Source organism: Streptomyces sp. NPDC028331, from assembly GCF_055565775.1.
In genome coordinates, this window is sequence record NZ_JBVHTR010000038.1 from 1 (window position 1) to 15,537 (window position 15,537).

A 15,537-nucleotide genomic window follows, 5' to 3' on the forward strand; every position below is an offset into this window, starting at 1 on the left:
GGAAGGAACCCGGCGCATTGCTGCCCTGCTGATTGCCGCAGAGGCGGCGTTTTCCGGCGAATCGCTTCGTTGAGCGCTCGACCTGGCTCCTGAAAGCCCCCATAAACCGTTCAATACCAGAACCAAACGCTCACTAACAGGCCATCTCATTTGGCCGGTTGGTGGCGGTAGATGGCGGGGAGCGAAGACGGGCAATCGGGCCCACCGTGTCCCGTGATCAGATAGCGTGCTCGCTCATGGGTGAGCTGATATTGATCAGGCACGGCCAGACCGAGTGGAGCCTGTCGGGCCAGCACGCGGGGCGCACTGACGTTCCGCTGACTGACGCGGGTGAGGCATCGGCCAAGGCGCTCGCTTCGAGGTTGGCCCTACGCCCGCTGGTCGGCGTGTTCAGTAGTCCGCTGAGCAGGGCCATGCGGACGGCCGAGCTGGCGGGATTGGCCGGTGTCAGGCCCGATCCCGATCTGGTGGAGTGGGATTACGGCGGTTATGAGGGCCTGACCGCAGCGCAGATCCGCGAGGGGCGGCCGGGCTGGGATCTGTGGCGGGACGGTGTCATTCCCGGCGACGTTGACCACCCCGGTGAGCGGCTCGAGCAGGTGGCCGCGCGCACGGACGCGGTGCTGGACCGGATCCGGCCGCTGCTGAAGGACGGCGACGTCGCCGTGGTCGCTCACGGTCATCTAGCGCGCGTGCTCGCCGTGCGGTGGCTGGGCCTGGACGCGTCGGCCAGCCGACTGCTGGGCCACCCACATCCCGGAACTCTGAGTTTCCTGGCCACTGAGGATGGGCAACCGTTCATCTCCGCCTGGAACGTGCCGTAGATGGCAGCCCGCCGCATCACGCCTGCCGTGAGTACCTTGTCGCTGAACGCAGCGACCACCGTGGAAACCAGCGGCGTCAGCGGGCGGGGTGCGATCTCTGCGGGCAGGGTGCGCGCCACGCTTCTGGTCGGCTCGGCCTTATCCCCGTCTGCGTGGAAAGCGTCACGACAAGGTGATGCTATGAAGCGTTCCCTGGTGTGCTCACGGCTTCCAGCAGCGCGGTGACAGTCTCGTTGTAGGGGGTGGGGATGCCCAGTCGGGCACCCGCGCGCACCACCGCGCCGTTGCGGGCGTCGTACTCCATCTCACGACCTGCGAGGCGGTCCCAGAGCATGCTGCTACCGGACTCGGGCGGCATGGCTCGCAACCGGGCGATGACCTGGTCGGCCAGGTCCTCGGGAAGGCGTGCGCCCGACGCGGCGGCGACCTGCCGCGCCTCCTCCACCAGCGCGCGTCCCAACTGGGCGATGCGCGGACTGGCGAAGACCGGCATGCGTTGCATTGTCAGGGCGGTAATGGCACCGTTCGCCGCGTTCAGGCACAGTTTCGCCCAAGCAGCGGTGACAAAGTCGCAGGTTGAGGTGACCTCTATGCCGCTGCCCTGACACAGGGCCGCGAAGTCGGCTCCGTCATCGCCACCAGGGACGGTGAGCCGCGGCCGGCCGAACAGCCGGACGTGGCCGCGGCGCTGCGACTCGGCCGAGATCTCCACCACGGCCGGAAGGACGCGGGCGGCGCCGACCAGCGGCGCCACGCGCTCACGGTGCTCCACCCCGTTCTGCAGCACCACGACCCGGGTGCCCGCACCGCACAGTCGGCTGAGCCACGGCCCCGCTGCGGCCGTCTGATAGGCCTTGGTCGCCAGCACCCCCCACTCCACCGCCGATATCTCGGCGGGGTCGGAGACCTCAGGAACAGACGCCTCCAGAGCCGACCCGTCGGGCCATACGATGCGCAACCCGCCCAGCGGCGCTCGCACGCAAGCGGTCACCTCCGCCCGGCCGGTCGCCATCAGCCCCGCGGCCACAACGCCGCCCACCGCTCCCACACCCACTACCGCAACCCTTGCCATGTCCACCGAGCCTATCCGCACCAAGATCGATTCGAAGGACGCCGCCGCACAGGGGGAGAGCCACAGTGGTGCGCACCGCGACGCGAACGTTCGCCTACGTGCTTTCGATCCGACGCAACTCCAGATGCACGATCCCCGATGTGGCTAGGCGTGCCAGTGGGCGAGCTTGTGCAGCGCGGCCGCGGCATGGGTGAAGCCGTCGTCGCCGAGGAGATCGCGCATTTCCGCGTTGAACCGGTCGATTTCTGGACCGGCGTTGCGCAGTGCCGCCGCGCCCGTGTGCGTCAGCTGCAGTACGACGGCACGGTGCTCCTGGGGGTGGGCACTCTTGGCCACGAGCCCGGCAGCGGTGAGCCGGCCGACCAGCGGCGTCACCGCGGACTGGCGCAGGCCGAGGGCGCGGGCGAGTCCCTGCTGGGTCAGGCCCGGCTGGTCTCGCACGGCGAACAGGGCACCGAGTTGGGCGGTGGTGACCCCGGCGGCGGCCAGGCAGCGGCGGTCCGCGGCCAGACGCAGGGTGTGTGCGGCCCGCTGCAGGAGGAAGAACAGGCGTGGGTCAGGCTCAGGCGGCATGGTCCGATCTCGACAGGGCCTGCCGTGCGACGCGATGCTCAGTCCACTAGTGAAGTGAGGTTGTGGTGAACGCATACACCCCGAATCTGGCACTCGCCCGGAAGGTGCTGGCCTCACAGCCCTTCAGCATCTACCTCGGCGCCCGGCTGACGGCTTTCGGAGACGGCGCCGCCGTCCTGGAGCTGGACGTCCGCGACGAATTGCGCCAGCAGAACGGCTTCGTCCACGGCGGTGTCCTCAGCTACGCCGCCGACAATGCGCTCACTTTCGCTGCCGGTACGGTCGCCGGCCCTGGGCTGCTCACCGCCGGCTACACCATCGACTACCTACGTCCCGCCCAGGGCGAGGCACTCCGGGCCCATGCCCGGGTCGTGCGCCCCGGCCGCACTCGGGTTGTCTGCCGATGCGACCTTTTCATGATGAACTCCGATGGGGCCCAGACGCTCTGCGCGATCGCCCAGGGCACTATCGCCGTTGCTGAAACCGTCCTGCCGGATTCCGCCGACTAGGCATTGATGACCCAACGGCCAACGCTGCCTTGGAGGCTTCACCGTTGTTCGGCGGTAACCCGTCCAGCAAGCCGCGCAGGTCAGGACCGAGAGCAGTTATCGGCGGCTTCCGAGAGCGGATCCTGCGTCTTGATCCGGAAAGTGTTGCCGAGAAGTGGCAGCACCTGAGTGTCCGCGCACGAGCTCAGCATGCTGTCTGCGGGGCGCCGACGGCGGTGCGGAAGACCGGCCAGCACACTTCGGTCCGCCACAGTGCGCTGTCTGAGGTGTGGCGCTGGCCGACCAGGTAGTACTCACGGATCGGGCCGGCCACCGCGAGCGCGTGGCGCGCGACGTAGGCGGCCAGCGTGCCGTAGGCGCGGTCGACCTCGGAGGGCGGCCCGCAGTGCTCGAGCACGGCGAGCTCCACCGCCGGGACCAGCAGCGGTGTGACCCGGCCGACCGGGCGGACGGGGCCGTCGCAGGGGACGAAGACGGTGGCCTGCCCACGGTGCAGGGTGAACAGCTCGTCCGCGTACACGCCGCCGGCGTGGCCGGTCTCCCTCAGCTCCTGGCCCGCCGCGGTCGCGAACAGCTCACCGAGGGCGCCCTGGAACCAGGCTCCGACATCCTGGGCCTCGACCGTCGCCGTGATCGCCGCGGTCTGGACGGCGCCGACGCTGCGCAGCTCGATCGCGGGCGAGTCCGCGGCGACTGGCGGAGACAGGAGGTCGCGCAGTGCCGTCACCGCGCGCTGGGTGCGACCCAGTTCTTCCTCCAGCCGGTTCAGGTGGGCGTTGATGTGCCGGTTGCGGGTGGCCACGTCGGAGGTGGCCAGGACGGTCCGGATCTCCTCCAGGGGCATTCCGAGGTCACGGAAGCGGCGCACGACCTGGGCGGTGGGGATCTGCTCGGCCGAGTAGCGCCGGTAGCCGGTTTGCGGATCGACGTCGGCCGGTTCCAGCAGACCGATCTCGTGGTAGTGGCGCAGGGTCTTGACGCTCATGTGGGTGGCGCGGGAGAAGTCCCCGATCGACAGGTAGCTGGTCACCCGTCGATTGTGCGGCCTCCCGCAGGGGGAGAGTTCGGCCGCACTGTTGCCTTGACTCTCCTGCGACGTCCGCCGGGAGCGTGGTGCCCACGGCCGGAACCCGGCCAATCACGCACCGAACGAGGGAGTTGACCCACCGTGTCGCAGACCACCGCCATCGACGTCGACCGGATCGTGCAGCGCTACGTCGCCGCGTGGAGCGAGCCGGACCCGGCCGCACGCGAGCGCGCCGTCTCCGAGCTGTGGGTTCCGGACGGCGTCGAGTTCGTCGAAGGCGCCCAGTTCCGCGGCCGCGCCGGGCTGGTCGACCGGGTCGCGGAGGCGCACGGCCTGTTTGTCGCCACCGGCGACTACCACGTCACCGACGACAACCACGTCACCGTTCACGACGACGTCGTCATGTTCACCATCCAGCTGACGCATGCCAAGGGCCCGCAGGCCGATGAGGTGGCCTGGGCCGCCCGGGTCTTCCTCGTGCTGGACGAAGACGGCCGGATCCTGCAGGACTACCACCTGACCGTCCAGCCGCTGCCCGGGGCATAGGGCCTGTCCGAGGGCCGGCACCCGCACGCCGACCGGATCGAGACCGACCAGCTCGCCGCCGGGAAGAAGCCCGCGGCCGCGCGCCGGGCCGGGGCCCTCGGCCGCAAGGCGGGGCCCGCGCCGAGTTGAACCGGGTCGCCGCGAAGATGACGCGCCCGCCGAAGCAGAAGGCCCGGCCCCTCGCCAAGCTGAGTGAGGAGTGGAAGGAGAGCGCGATCCGCGCCTCGGGGGTGGCCGCCGACGTCATCAACTGCCTCCTCGAGTAGGCCCGTGCCGCAGCGGCGGCCATCCGGGCCCGGGTCGCGGCTGTGGTCGATGTCGCCCTGGCGGCCGTCGATGTCGCCGCGACGGTGTTCGTGATGAACGACGGTGGCTGGTTCCACCGCCGGCACCTGCTCGCCGAAGCCGCCGTCGCCTCGCTCTCCTCCTGCGCGGCCGCCGCCGTGAGCCGGGCCTGGACGAGCACATCGTGGACGCTGCCCTCGCCACGTACTGCCTGGACATCAGCGAACCGAAGACACTGCGCGGCCTGCTGCCCGCCTACCGCCTCTACACCGCGCGCTGGTCACTGGCCGACCTCACCTCCGACCGTCGGCGCCCACCCACCACCGTCCCCAACCGGCAGCCACCAGCCGACCCGAGCACACCCGCCGCGCCCCGGCCTCCGGACCTGGGGCCGGGCGAGTGGGAGATACCCCGCGTGCCGTTGCAGTACGAACGGGCCGTCCTCGCCGGCGCTGCGGTCCGCGAGAAGCTGCGCTCCACCGTCGCCACGCGCGGCCGGGCGTACGACGTCGCCCGGCACCAGCAGGCGGCGATGCCCGAGCAGCTGCTCGCGCGCTCGGTAGCCGACCCCGAGCACGACGACCAAGAGCCGGAGACCGGCCGACAGGGGGCGGTGGACCTGACGGCGCTGCGGCCCTGCGGGAATCCCGCACCGACGTGGAAGCCCTCGACCTCACAGCCGAGCGGCTGCGCCACCTCGGAGACGCCTTCACCGCAACGGCCGACCGAGCCCGCGCCACGATGGACCGCTACGCCCACCGCGACGATGCCGAGAGGCAGCACCCGGTGCGCGAGGACGATCAGCAGGCGCACCGCCCGCACGCCATCCGCCATCGCAAGGAGGCGCCACCGCAGAAACCTTCGCGGGAGCCCCTCGTGTGGCCTACGGCCCTGCAGGATTGTGTCGCCGAGGACGAACGCTATCGCAGGACCCCGCCGCCCCCGGTTGACGACGGCCTATACGATCCCGGCTATCAGCACCGGCATCAAGAGGGCGACATCGTGCGCCGCCTCCTCGGCTTGATCGGCTACGCCGCCGACCGCAGAAACATAGAACTGGCCGCCCCCCCCGACCTGGCCGACGCGAGCTTCGATCTGTACAACGACTCTCAGCAGGCAGCAAGCGGTCGCCGCTGAGCCGACGCACAACCGAGCCCAACTGGCCGAGAAGGGTTGCAAACACATGCCGCGTGGCGGCGGCGGGTCAGAGGTCCTCGTCGTCGATGGGTTCGGGTTCGCGGGTGTAGGCGAGGTCGAGGACGTAGCGTTCGGTGACGGGGCAGTTGTTCCATGCTTGGGTGAGCCAGCCGTCGGGGGAGTCGTCGGTGAGTTGGGCGAGGGTGGTGTTGTAGTAGTCAGCCGAGGCTTGGCGGTTGGCCCACCAGGCGTGGCCTTCGTAGACGCCGGGGCGGGGCAGGGGCATTTCGCCTCCGGGGCCGAGACTGAGCTGGTTGATGACGAGGATGCCGGTCTCGGATTCGAGACTGATGCCGATGTGGCCTTCGGCGTCGGCTGGTGGGGTGGGTGGGGTGTCCCAGATGCGGATGGTGACCTCGACGTCGATGTCGGGTTGGAGGCTGCGCAGGTACAGGTGGTAGCCGTTGCCGGCTACCACCTGTGTGCGGGCGGCTTTCATGGCGTCGTCGTCGCCGAGGTAGGCATCCGCGTCGTAGACCTCCACGACGCGGCGGCCGGGGGTGGCCTTGCAGTTGTATTCGGCGAGGACCGCCATGGGTGGCTTGCCTTTCAGGCTAGTACTCCAGCTGTAGATCGTGATCTTGCGTCGTGTCGCTAGGTGCTTCGGTTGGCGAGGGCTGGTGCTCAACCTCAGCCTGGTGGGTGAGATCGACGCGCCGCCTGGCAGGCTCTACTCGTTCCCGTAGTGCAGAGGTGGCCAGCCGATGACGCCTTCCGCTTGGACATTGCGCAGGGTCGCTCCGCCGAACCGGGCCCCGGTGACGTCGGTCAGCCCGAGCGGGGGCATACCGGTGTTCACGCTTCCGAGCCTAGCGCCGGTCAGATCGGTGTCGCGCAGGTCAGCACCCCGTAGATCGCATCCGACCAGGCTGACCTCACGCAGTGAAGCCCCACGCAGGTCTGCGCCACTGAGATCACAGAACTTGAACCAGCACCCGTCCAGAGTGGCGTGGCGTAGGTCTGCCCCGATGAACGAGCAGTGGGTGAACCGCAGCCGTGGGATGTGGGTGGAAGCAAGGTTCTGGCCGGTGAAGTCCTCACGGTTCACGGCCGCATGGCGGTGAAGTGCGGCAAGTCGTTGTCTCGCGGTCGGTGACGTGGTCATGTGCGCCAGGGTGTCAGCCGGGTCGGTGGCCGTCGCCCGGATTTCCGACAGGTCGCCGCCCGTCGGCCGATCACACAGGTCCAGGCTGGTCCGGGAATGGTACGGCCACACGGCCCGCTGACGTAGTTTTGCCGTCTACCGTTTTCCGCGGGTGCAGGCGGCGGGCCTGATCCCGGAACAGGGCTTCTGGGCCGACCAGCAGATCGGCTACGCAACCCGGTAACGCGGCTGTACGGCCGTCTCCCGCGTTTTCGCCCCGTCCTGGGCTTCCATCCCCGCAAGGCGGGGTGTGTTCGGGGCTCAGAGCGGCTTACGGCGCCTCTCGTTCAGGAGAGCCCACAGAAACGATCACGAACGGAAGGACCCGATGGGCACCGTTGGAGACGGCCTCGACCGCGCCGTGCAGCAGGCGTTGGTTTCAGCAGCGTCCAGGAGTCCGCCGCCGGCTCGACTCAGGATCCTTCGGAAGGAACCAGCACCAGTCGGCCGCGTATACCGCCCGCCGCGAGGCGATCGTGAGCCTCAGCCGCGCGCTCAAGCGGGAGGACGTCGGCAACCCGCAGCGTCAGATCCATGGCGGCGAGCTCAGCCAAGGCCGCACCATCAGAACTGATCCACTGCTGGTGGACCCGGATGCCGCGCAACGGGAGCGGGGCCGAACCGCCGACCACCGTGACGTAGGCGCCCCTGGTGCGGACGGCGGCCAGGGCGCGAATTCCGAGTCCTGCCGTGTCGAGCGCGCCGTCGACGCCGCCCGGCACCAGGCGCCGGACATCGGACGCGAGGTCGGAGGCGTCACGGCCGACGATCCAATCGGCGCCGAGACCGCGAACGAACTCTTCATCGGCGGCGCCGGCCTGGGCGATGACGCGCAGGCCGCGCCGCGCCGCCAGTTCGACGGCGAAGCCACCAACCGCTCCAGCCGCCCCGGTCACCAGCACGGTGTCGCCCGCAACGAGATCGAGCAGGTCGAGGGCCTGGAGGGCGGTGAGACCGTTCAACGGCAGCGTCGCCGCGGCCACAGCAGAGGCACCGGGCGGAGCGGGTGCGACTGCCGCGGCGTCCAGGGCCAGGTATTCGGAGTAGGCGCCCAGCGATACATCGAGCAGGTCGCGCAGCCCGATCACCCGCTGGCCCGGCGTGAACGCCGTCACTCCCGCTCCGAGCCGGTCGACCACGCCCGCGACGTCCCAGCCGATGCCCGTGTGCTCGCGGGCGGCCATCAACCCGGCTTCGACGAGCGCGCCGGAACGGGTGACCAGGTCGACGGGATTGACGGTAGCGGCCTCGACGCGGATCCGTACCTGCCCGGGGCCGGGTTCCGGCAGCGGAACCGTCACCAACTCGAGCACCTCGGATCCGCCGTAACCGCGGGCGACCACCGCCCTCATCTGCTCTTCAGCAATCATGTTGCATACCGTAGAGAGTGCTACTCTCCATTGGGAAGTACGCACCTCGAGGTGCCTACGGCACCGGAAGGAGAGCCATGCCCACCCGCACCGCTGCCCAGCGTCGAGCCGAGGCGCGCATCTCCTACGACGCCTACCTCGCCGAATGCCCCGCCCGGCAGCTGCTGGACCGCATCGCCGACAAGTGGGTCAGCCTCGCCGTCAACGCGCTTGCCGACGGGCCACAGCGGTACACCGACCTGCAACGCAGGCTGGCGAGCGTGAGCCAGAAAATGCTCACGCAGACTTTGCGACGTCTGGAACGCGACGGGCTGGTGTCTCGGACTGTGATCCCCGCCGTCCCGGTCCGCGTCGAATACGAACTGACCGCGCTCGGCCGCTCGCTGCTGCCGGTCATGTGCGCGATCAAAGGCTGGGCGGAGGAACACATGGACGAGGTGCGCGCCGCCCGCGTCGCCTACGACGCCCAGGGCTGACGGCCCGGCGGCACGTTCATGTACGCCGACGGTTCAACGCTCAACTCGCCAACTGAAGCGCTCAGTCACACGCGTTTTCGCCCCGCCCGGGTTTCTCTGGGCGGGGCGCGGTGCGTTGGCCCGTCAGGCTGCCGTACAGCGCCTTTGTTGGCGGACGGTGGGCTGCGGCCGATCTGAAGAAGGGCACTGCGAGCGTCGGGGTGCAGCGCCAGTACACCTGGACCGCGGGGCGAATCGAAAACGCCCAGGTGGCCGTCTACCTCGTCTACTCCACCCCGGTCGGGCACGCTGCCATCGACCGGCGCCTCTACATCCCACGCTCCTGGACTCAGGACCCCGACCGGTGCCGGGCGGCGGGCATCCCGGACAGCACGGGGTTCGCCACCAAGCCCGCACTGGCCACCGAGATGATCGCCCAGGCCCTGGACGCCGGCGTCACTGCCGCATGGGTCACCGGCGACGAGGTCTACGGCGGCGACCCTTACCTGAGGCCGAGCTGGAGTGCCGTCGGATCGGCTATGTCCTCGCCGTCTCACGCAGGCGACTGATCCCGACCCGCGCCGGCGCCTTCACGGCGGGCATGCCGGCTCACTGTCTCCCGAAGAAGGCCTGGCAGCGGCTCTCGGCCGGAGACGGCGCCAAAGGTCACCGCTTCTACGACTGGGCCCAGGTCGAGATCGTCAGCCCGTCGGGCAGCACGGGCCACCGGTCGTTGCTCATACGACGCAGTCGGCGCGCCGGTGAACTCGCCTTCCACCGTTGCTACTCGGCTGGCCTCGTTCCACTGAGCACGCTGGTCAAGGTGGCCGGGCGTCGCTGGACCGTGGAGGAGACCTTCCAGTCCGCGAAGGGCCTGACCGGGCTGGACGAGCATCAGGTCCGCCGCTGGACCTCCTGGCATCGCTGGACCACGCTGGCCATGCTCGCGCACGCCTTCCTCGTGGTCACGGCCGCGATCGAACGGACCGCCGCGACCACACCGGGGCTCGCCCCGCTGACCTGCGGCGAGATCCAACGCCTCTTCGCCGCATTCTGTGCACCACATCCCCGCAGCCTGGCGCACCGACTCAGCTGGTCGCTGGCGCCGACGACATCAGGCCCATGCGCGCAGCAGCCACTACCAGCGCCATGCCCTCCGACAGTAACCTTCCCGGTCACGGCACTAGCTTTCCCCATCGCCAATCTTGAGCGACGTGGATGTGAAGGAGCGCGGATGGGCGTGATGGGGGTCTGGGTGGTCGGCGTAGTGGCGGACAATCCCATTGAGGAAGCGCGTCGCCGATTCCCCGACGCGGCAGGCGCCCACGGCGCGTGGTCGGCGTCGTCCGCCGACATGATTCCGTGGTGCGAGCCTCTCGAGCCCGCGGAATTGCTCGACGGGACACCCGAGCGGTCGTCGCGCATTGACGAAATCGTGCGCTTTGCCGACGCGGTCTACAGAGTCCGGAACGACGAGACCGAGGTGGAAGAGTTCCAGGACTACCTGCTTCACGCGGTCCCGCAGCAGGAGAGCGCAGGCATGTTCTGTGCTGCCGTACCCAGGGGTGACGGCGCGGCGGCGCTCATGTGGGGGCTCGGCCGCGACACGACACTCCGATTCCCAGGCTGCTGCGGGCAGTTCCTGTTCGATGCCGCCCAAGTACGGGCCGCGCTCCCCGCGGCCGAGCAAGTACTCGTCCTTCACCCTCTGCGTCGGGCCCACGTGGCCACCCGGATCCGGCTGTGGCTAGATGAGATGGCGGACGACCCGAACTGCAACATCGACGAGCTGATCGACGGCCCGCTTCGGGTGCTGCGTTACGCGGCGCGCACAGGAGTCGGCGCAGTCGGGCTCACTCTTTGGTACTAACAGGAACTCATGGAGGCAGTGGTCCCCGCAAGCAAGATCACGATCTACGGCTGGAGTATTAGAGACTGACTGATGTGTGTGGTCATGGCCGCGGGCCGAACTCGGTGCTGTGGTCGATAGCCCACTGCGCAAAGGGGCGGGCCGGCCTACCGGTCAGGCGCTCGACATCATCGGTGACAAGGCGTGATTCGGGTCGCCGCGTTGACGCCGTGATGAGGGCATCGACCAATTGTTCGGGACGGCCGTCCGCGAGCATTCGTGCGCGCGCGATATCCACGGGGACCGGCTCGAAACGCAACTTTCGTCCGAGGGCGGCACCGAGGATTCCGACCTGGTCGGCCCTGCTGAGCGGCTCGGGCCCGGTCAGCAGGTAGGGGGTGCGATCCGAATCGTCCTGGCGTCGAAGGAGCACCTCCGCGGCTGCGGCCGCGACATCACCCTCGTCCACGACTGCTGTGCGCGCTATGTTCGGACCTCTGACCACGTCGCCTGCGCGCAGCTGTGCCGCCCAGCCCCGGGTGTTGGACGCCAGCGTGTCGCTGCGCAGCACGGTGAGATGCAGGCCAGCATCACGGAGTCGGCGTTCCATGTCCGCGTGTACCTGCACAATCGGGTCGCTTTGGCGAAATGAGGCGTCATCAATCGCAGTCGAGGAGAGGTAGACGACGCGCGGTGCTGCTGCGGCGAGTTCTGCGATCAGAGGCTCGGCGGAGGCGGTGTCGAGCAGCGGCCATATGAGGAAGACGGTGTCGATGTCGTCGAGTGCCGCACGGACGGAGTCGGCGTCGGTCAGGTCACCGCGCACCGACTCGATGCCGGGTCGCGGGCCAACACGGCGACGATCGAGGCACCGCACAGCTGCTGCGCGCGCATGCAGCCGCGCGATGAGCTCACGGCCGAGGTTGCCCGTCGCGCCGGTGACCAGGACCGATCGGGAGCAAGCAGGAGTAGGCGGGGTGGGAGAACTGTCAGGCATGCTGGGGAGGCTAAAGGTTCAGGTCGACATCAAGGCAAGGGCGGAATGGCGATAACGATCGGCGAGGCGGCTGCGCAGCTTGGAGTCGAGGCCCATGTCCTACGGCACTGGGAGCACGTCGGAGCACTCACGGTGCACCGGGACGCGAACGGTTACCGCCTCTACGACCACGACGTCCTGGAGCAGGCACGAACCGTGCTGAAACTGCGACAAGTCGGGCTCTCGTTGCCAGAGATCACGGCAGCGATGTCCCCGAAGAAGTCCGCAGCGCAGGAGGTCGTGCGCGCGAAGATCGCTGCGCTCGAAAGTGAGGTCCGCAGCAGACAGCAAGCGATCACCTTCCTCCGGCACACCGTCGAGTGTCGCCATCGGTACCTCGAGGAGTGCGCGGACTGCGCGACATTCGTCTGGGACCCTTGATCATCCGACGTGAGGAATTCGCGGTCGATGACCATAGCCCTTGATCAGTAGCAAGTAACCGCCGACATCAACGTCTTGACCCGCAACACCTAACTGATGCCGACCTGCAAGAAGTGGACCTCACAGGCGCTGACTTGCGTCAGGCGGATCTTACCGATGCCGACCTGCAGGGGGCGATCCTCACCAACGCCATTCTGTGGGCGGCAAACTTGACCTGCGCCAAGTTGTCCGAGGCGAACCTCACCGGCGCGAGCCTAGTTGCAGCGGACTTGCCCCTCGCAAGTCTGAACGGGGCGAACCTGACTGATGCGAACCTGGATGGGACGGACCTGACTGATGCGAACCTGGATGGGACGGACCTGACTGACGCGGACCTGGATGGGGCGAACCTCACCCGCGCCGATCTCCGTGGGGCGAACCTCACTGATGCCACAGGGCTGACCGCTGATCAGCTACAGCAGGCCGACATCGACATCAACACCGTCCTGCCACCTGAGATCGCAGCGCAAGTGCGCCCAGCCCCATGACGCAGAATTCGGTCCTTGCGGGCTACCGGACGGCCAGACTTGTTAAACAGCCTTATTGGACGCCGCGACTCGCTGCCATCCCGCCTATCGATCTTGAGGAGCGCAGCCGTCTGCCGCAGCCTGTGGCGATGCCGCATGAGTCGTTGCTCCTTCCGCGCGGCATCGGTCTCGGTGTCCTGACCGCTTTGTTCTTCGATGCCGCCCCTTTTGACCTGGCCTTCCCGTCCTCGGCGACGGCCTTCTCGAGGGCGGCGAGAAGGTCTTGGCCAGGTGCATCCCGGCAGCGTCATGGTGGGAGCGCATGGTGGTGGAATCAAACGCTGACCAGGGTCAGGTCCACCATGTCCCGCTGTGCTGCTGCCGCGATCAGGCCCTCCAGTAGGGCCTGAAAGACGCCCGCGTCGCGCCACTGCCGGAAGCGGTTGTGGACGGTCGATCAGGCGCCGAACTGCTGCGCCATCTCCCGCCACTGCCCGCCGGTCCTGAACCGCCAGATCACTCCTTCGAACTGCTGCCGCGACCGCCGGCGCCCGTGCGGCTGCTGTCCCCGTCCTCCCGTGCGGAGCGGTACGCGGTCGCAGCCCTCGAGGGAGCGGCCGACGACGTGGCCCAAGCCGTCGAGGGCGAGCGGAACCGGCGGCTGTTCGCTGCCGCGCGGCGCATCGGGGAGCTTCAGTCCACAGCCCCGGCCGTGCTGGACGAGACGACGCATTCACTCCAAAGAGGGCACGTCGCAGACTTGCCTGTCGGCGTATGCACGAGCCTCTCCAGCCCGTGCTGCGCCGCTGGTCGGCGCGCTACTCACCATCGTCGAGAGCTCGATAGTCGCGGCTGTGCGGCAAGCCGTTCACCAACTGCAGGAAGTCCTCGTGCAGTCGGCCGTTGGTGACCAGCACCGACATGTCGCCTTCCAGTACGGACGCTCCGTCCAGGTCGGTCACTCGGCCGCCCGCCTCTGTGACGATGACCGGCATCGGAGCGACGTCCTCGTAGCCCATCGGCGGACCGGCAATGACGCCGGCATCGGCTCGGCCCGTCACCAGGGCCACGATCATGCCGGTCGAGGGCACCAGGAGGACCCGGCGGTGAAGAGCGCAAAGGAGTTCCTCCGGCCAACCGGCCGGGTTGTGCATCAGCGTCCTTGCCCCGCCCAGGCCGGTCCGTTCCGTGACCTGGGCGCGGCGGCCCGATTGCAGGTCCGGGTCCGGACCCGGCAGCACCCAGCAGCCCAGACCACGACCCGCCACGATCATCTGCTGACTCAGCGGCATGTTGATCACACCGATAGCGGGTCCGTACTCGTCCTCGTAGGCGAGATCGTTCGAGAACAGCGGCACTCGGTGAGTGAAGTACTTCGTGCCGTTGATGGGATCAATGATCCATCGCCGTCCTGATAACCCGCTGGTCGAACCGCCCTCCTCTCCGAAGATCCCGTCGTCCGGCACCCGCCGGCTCAGCTCCTTCCTGATCAGCTCTTCAACTGCCACGTCGACCTAGGTGACCTCGGTGCCGTCCTCCTTGAGACGGCTGTGCAAGTCATCGCTGAAGAAGCCTTGCGTCGACATCTGCCCGGCGCGACCGGCCAGGCGAACAGCAAAATCCAGAAGCTCCCGGTCGACGGGAGGGGCATCGAACGCGTAATCCATCCGTCGAGCCTTTCACGGCTCACTGACCGCCGGGTGGGGCCAGATCAACTTCGTACGTTGTGAGCCACTTCTGAGCCGTGTCGTGGAGCCCAATGAGGTGCTTACAAACACACCGCGTCAGCGCATCCACTGAGTCTCGCGCGCTAGCGGGGTCCAGCTCCCTGCTCCGGACGGCGCATAGCAACGCCGGGCGGCCGCTTGTCCATCGATGGGAGTCGGGCGTCGGTGCCGTGGCTGGTCAATCAGGGCAGACGGTCACTGCACCAGAGGTGAACCACTGCACCAGAGCGGCTGCGGCATGGACGCCGGCGCGGGCGGCTTCCAGGGTTTCTGGCACAGTGCCGCCCTGCCCGCCATGTCGGGAAGTTTGTCCTTCCCACAGTGCGCGCATCATCGCCTCGACCGGGACAGTCGAGCCTCCACCCAATGTGGTGGTGAACTTGTGCGAGGCATCGCGGATCACACGCAACATAGTGCCGAGCGTCGCCTGGCTGTTGTTCGGCTCCACGACTGCGTGCGCAGCAGACTCAACTGCCTTGATGGCCTCGCTGTACGCCCGTACCGGGTCCGGATGCAGGCCGTACGCGGCCTGCAGGAGAGCGCCAGATGATCGGCTGCGGACCCGGAGTCCTGGGCGGTCGACGCCGCATCGATCGTTTGGCTTACCATCTCGCGGACGGCGGGGACGATGCGTTCTTCCAGCCCGTTCCCGGCGTCATTGACTCGGTAGGCGGATCCCGCAGCGTCCAGAATCCGAGTGAGGTACCCATCAGGATCGCCTCCGAGACCTATGTACTCGCCATCTTCGGGCTGCTCCCATCCGAGGATGACATCGACTATGTCGAGCAGCATCATGCCGTCTGCGCCAACCAGTGCGTCATACGCAGTCTGACCAGGAAGCAGCACGACTCGGAGGCGTAGGCAAACCTCCACTGCCGCGTCATCGTCGCGTGGCGTGAGGTGTCGCGGCACCCACATCTGCAAAGCCCCGGCAAGGTGCCGGGGAACGCCGTCGTAGGGAGCGTAGTCGTAGGGCTCGTTGTAGCCCATACGAACGAAGAAGGGCGGCCGCACCAGGATCATGCTTCGTGAGCGT

20 protein-coding genes and 3 pseudogenes are annotated in these 15,537 nt (G+C 68.2%); 11 read left to right on the top strand and 12 right to left on the bottom strand.

Annotation, left to right across the window (positions count from 1 at the left end; all coding sequences use genetic code 11):
- Nucleotides 1–236 precede the first annotated feature (236 nt).
- Entirely contained in the window at nucleotides 237–824 is a 588-nt protein-coding gene (locus tag ACZ4SW_RS35200) for a histidine phosphatase family protein (protein WP_468253159.1), read from the top strand.
- Between the two features lie 178 nt (nucleotides 825–1,002).
- On the opposite strand, the gene ACZ4SW_RS35205 is transcribed toward ACZ4SW_RS35200, so the two are convergent.
- Together ACZ4SW_RS35205 and ACZ4SW_RS35210 are read right to left on the bottom strand one after the other, a co-directional pair.
- A complete protein-coding gene (locus ACZ4SW_RS35205; RefSeq protein WP_468253160.1) occupies nucleotides 1,003–1,896 on the bottom strand; it encodes a 2-dehydropantoate 2-reductase in 894 nt (297 codons plus the stop codon).
- 144 nt (nucleotides 1,897–2,040) lie between these two features.
- Nucleotides 2,041–2,469, bottom strand: a complete 429-nt coding sequence (locus ACZ4SW_RS35210) for a MarR family winged helix-turn-helix transcriptional regulator (protein WP_468253161.1) — start codon at nucleotides 2,467–2,469, stop codon at nucleotides 2,041–2,043.
- A gap of 65 nt (nucleotides 2,470–2,534) precedes the next feature.
- Here ACZ4SW_RS35210 and ACZ4SW_RS35215 point away from each other — a divergent pair, with 65 nt between their 5' ends.
- The gene (locus ACZ4SW_RS35215; protein ID WP_468253162.1) at nucleotides 2,535–2,978 is read left to right on the top strand and encodes a PaaI family thioesterase; all 444 of its coding nucleotides are present in this window, start codon (nucleotides 2,535–2,537) and stop codon (nucleotides 2,976–2,978) included.
- A gap of 184 nt (nucleotides 2,979–3,162) precedes the next feature.
- Here ACZ4SW_RS35215 and ACZ4SW_RS35220 read toward each other — a convergent pair whose 3' ends face one another.
- A complete protein-coding gene (locus ACZ4SW_RS35220; RefSeq protein ID WP_468253163.1) occupies nucleotides 3,163–4,008 on the bottom strand; it encodes a MerR family transcriptional regulator in 846 nt (281 codons plus the stop codon).
- A gap of 138 nt (nucleotides 4,009–4,146) precedes the next feature.
- Between ACZ4SW_RS35220 and ACZ4SW_RS35225 the strand changes: the two genes are divergently transcribed.
- Both ACZ4SW_RS35225 and ACZ4SW_RS35230 read left to right on the top strand, forming a co-directional pair.
- The gene (locus tag ACZ4SW_RS35225; protein ID WP_468253164.1) at nucleotides 4,147–4,551 is read left to right on the top strand and encodes a nuclear transport factor 2 family protein; all 405 of its coding nucleotides are present in this window, start codon (nucleotides 4,147–4,149) and stop codon (nucleotides 4,549–4,551) included.
- Between the two features lie 942 nt (nucleotides 4,552–5,493).
- Nucleotides 5,494–5,973 (top strand): hypothetical protein, encoded by a 480-nt coding sequence (locus ACZ4SW_RS35230; protein WP_468253165.1) that lies wholly within the window; start codon nucleotides 5,494–5,496, stop codon nucleotides 5,971–5,973.
- Nucleotides 5,974–6,040: 67 nt separating this feature from the next.
- On the opposite strand, the gene ACZ4SW_RS35235 is transcribed toward ACZ4SW_RS35230, so the two are convergent.
- The 4 genes and pseudogenes from ACZ4SW_RS35235 to ACZ4SW_RS35250 form a co-directional block, all read right to left on the bottom strand.
- A complete protein-coding gene (locus tag ACZ4SW_RS35235; protein ID WP_468253166.1) occupies nucleotides 6,041–6,568 on the bottom strand; it encodes a hypothetical protein in 528 nt (175 codons plus the stop codon).
- A 135-nt stretch (nucleotides 6,569–6,703) separates the two neighbouring features.
- Complete coding sequence (locus ACZ4SW_RS35240) at nucleotides 6,704–6,832, bottom strand: hypothetical protein (protein WP_468253205.1); 129 nt, start codon at nucleotides 6,830–6,832, stop codon at nucleotides 6,704–6,706.
- An 18-nt stretch (nucleotides 6,833–6,850) separates the two neighbouring features.
- A pseudogene (locus ACZ4SW_RS35245) lies at nucleotides 6,851–7,138 on the bottom strand (pentapeptide repeat-containing protein); the annotation flags it as partial.
- Between the two features lie 452 nt (nucleotides 7,139–7,590).
- Complete coding sequence (locus ACZ4SW_RS35250; RefSeq protein ID WP_468253167.1) at nucleotides 7,591–8,547, bottom strand: NADP-dependent oxidoreductase; 957 nt, start codon at nucleotides 8,545–8,547, stop codon at nucleotides 7,591–7,593.
- A gap of 77 nt (nucleotides 8,548–8,624) precedes the next feature.
- On the opposite strand from ACZ4SW_RS35250, the gene ACZ4SW_RS35255 reads away from it, so the two are divergent.
- The 3 genes from ACZ4SW_RS35255 (at nucleotide 8,625) to ACZ4SW_RS35265 (ending at nucleotide 10,872) form a co-directional block, all read left to right on the top strand.
- Nucleotides 8,625–9,023: a winged helix-turn-helix transcriptional regulator gene (locus tag ACZ4SW_RS35255; protein ID WP_468253168.1), complete on the top strand. Its 399-nt coding sequence runs from the start codon at nucleotides 8,625–8,627 to the stop codon at nucleotides 9,021–9,023.
- Between the two features lie 110 nt (nucleotides 9,024–9,133).
- The gene (locus tag ACZ4SW_RS35260; protein ID WP_468253169.1) at nucleotides 9,134–9,571 is read left to right on the top strand and encodes a transposase; all 438 of its coding nucleotides are present in this window, start codon (nucleotides 9,134–9,136) and stop codon (nucleotides 9,569–9,571) included.
- A gap of 32 nt (nucleotides 9,572–9,603) precedes the next feature.
- Nucleotides 9,604–10,872 (top strand): transposase family protein, encoded by a 1,269-nt coding sequence (locus tag ACZ4SW_RS35265; RefSeq protein WP_468253170.1) that lies wholly within the window; start codon nucleotides 9,604–9,606, stop codon nucleotides 10,870–10,872.
- A gap of 82 nt (nucleotides 10,873–10,954) precedes the next feature.
- Here the strand turns inward: ACZ4SW_RS35265 and ACZ4SW_RS35270 are convergent, their stop codons facing one another.
- Complete coding sequence (locus tag ACZ4SW_RS35270; protein WP_468253171.1) at nucleotides 10,955–11,848, bottom strand: NAD(P)H-binding protein; 894 nt, start codon at nucleotides 11,846–11,848, stop codon at nucleotides 10,955–10,957.
- Between the two features lie 45 nt (nucleotides 11,849–11,893).
- On the opposite strand from ACZ4SW_RS35270, the gene ACZ4SW_RS35275 reads away from it, so the two are divergent.
- From ACZ4SW_RS35275 to ACZ4SW_RS35285, 3 genes and pseudogenes are all read left to right on the top strand, one after another.
- On the top strand, nucleotides 11,894–12,268 hold the full coding sequence (locus ACZ4SW_RS35275; protein WP_468253172.1) for a MerR family transcriptional regulator: 375 nt from the start codon (nucleotides 11,894–11,896) through the stop codon (nucleotides 12,266–12,268).
- Nucleotides 12,269–12,369: 101 nt separating this feature from the next.
- Nucleotides 12,370–12,456 (top strand): annotated as a pseudogene (locus ACZ4SW_RS35280) (pentapeptide repeat-containing protein); the annotation flags it as partial.
- A 6-nt stretch (nucleotides 12,457–12,462) separates the two neighbouring features.
- Nucleotides 12,463–12,795 (top strand): pentapeptide repeat-containing protein, encoded by a 333-nt coding sequence (locus ACZ4SW_RS35285; RefSeq protein ID WP_468253201.1) that lies wholly within the window; start codon nucleotides 12,463–12,465, stop codon nucleotides 12,793–12,795.
- A gap of 95 nt (nucleotides 12,796–12,890) precedes the next feature.
- Here ACZ4SW_RS35285 and ACZ4SW_RS35290 read toward each other — a convergent pair.
- The 4 genes and pseudogenes from ACZ4SW_RS35290 to ACZ4SW_RS35305 form a co-directional block, all read right to left on the bottom strand.
- Nucleotides 12,891–13,408: pseudogene (locus tag ACZ4SW_RS35290) on the bottom strand (transposase); the annotation flags it as partial.
- A 184-nt stretch (nucleotides 13,409–13,592) separates the two neighbouring features.
- A complete protein-coding gene (locus ACZ4SW_RS35295; RefSeq protein WP_468253173.1) occupies nucleotides 13,593–14,282 on the bottom strand; it encodes an inositol monophosphatase family protein in 690 nt (229 codons plus the stop codon).
- Nucleotides 14,283–14,288: 6 nt separating this feature from the next.
- On the bottom strand, nucleotides 14,289–14,441 hold the full coding sequence (locus tag ACZ4SW_RS35300; protein ID WP_468253174.1) for a hypothetical protein: 153 nt from the start codon (nucleotides 14,439–14,441) through the stop codon (nucleotides 14,289–14,291).
- A gap of 238 nt (nucleotides 14,442–14,679) precedes the next feature.
- Nucleotides 14,680–14,949, bottom strand: coding sequence for a hypothetical protein (locus ACZ4SW_RS35305; RefSeq protein ID WP_468253175.1), 270 nt, complete (start codon nucleotides 14,947–14,949; stop codon nucleotides 14,680–14,682).
- A gap of 98 nt (nucleotides 14,950–15,047) precedes the next feature.
- Between ACZ4SW_RS35305 and ACZ4SW_RS35310 the strand changes: the two genes are divergently transcribed.
- Nucleotides 15,048–15,362, top strand: coding sequence for a hypothetical protein (locus ACZ4SW_RS35310; RefSeq protein WP_468253176.1), 315 nt, complete (start codon nucleotides 15,048–15,050; stop codon nucleotides 15,360–15,362).
- Nucleotides 15,363–15,537: the final 175 nt, after the last annotated feature.

Excerpts from the sequence above, each read along its gene's own strand:
- ACZ4SW_RS35265 (WP_468253170.1), top strand. The coding sequence starts at position 9,604 with ATGCCGGCTCACTGTCTCCCGAAGAAGGCCTGGCAGCGGCTCTCGGCC.
- ACZ4SW_RS35200 (WP_468253159.1), top strand. The coding sequence starts at position 237 with ATGGGTGAGCTGATATTGATCAGGCACGGCCAGACCGAGTGGAGCCTG.
- ACZ4SW_RS35310 (WP_468253176.1), top strand. The coding sequence starts at position 15,048 with ATGATCGGCTGCGGACCCGGAGTCCTGGGCGGTCGACGCCGCATCGAT.
- ACZ4SW_RS35270 (WP_468253171.1), bottom strand. The coding sequence starts at position 11,848 with ATGCCTGACAGTTCTCCCACCCCGCCTACTCCTGCTTGCTCCCGATCG.
- ACZ4SW_RS35275 (WP_468253172.1), top strand. The coding sequence starts at position 11,894 with ATGGCGATAACGATCGGCGAGGCGGCTGCGCAGCTTGGAGTCGAGGCC.
- ACZ4SW_RS35235 (WP_468253166.1), bottom strand. The coding sequence starts at position 6,568 with ATGGCGGTCCTCGCCGAATACAACTGCAAGGCCACCCCCGGCCGCCGC.
- ACZ4SW_RS35250 (WP_468253167.1), bottom strand. The coding sequence starts at position 8,547 with ATGATTGCTGAAGAGCAGATGAGGGCGGTGGTCGCCCGCGGTTACGGC.
- ACZ4SW_RS35205 (WP_468253160.1), bottom strand. The coding sequence starts at position 1,896 with ATGGCAAGGGTTGCGGTAGTGGGTGTGGGAGCGGTGGGCGGCGTTGTG.
- ACZ4SW_RS35255 (WP_468253168.1), top strand. The coding sequence starts at position 8,625 with ATGCCCACCCGCACCGCTGCCCAGCGTCGAGCCGAGGCGCGCATCTCC.
- ACZ4SW_RS35300 (WP_468253174.1), bottom strand. The coding sequence starts at position 14,441 with ATGGATTACGCGTTCGATGCCCCTCCCGTCGACCGGGAGCTTCTGGAT.
- ACZ4SW_RS35210 (WP_468253161.1), bottom strand. The coding sequence starts at position 2,469 with ATGCCGCCTGAGCCTGACCCACGCCTGTTCTTCCTCCTGCAGCGGGCC.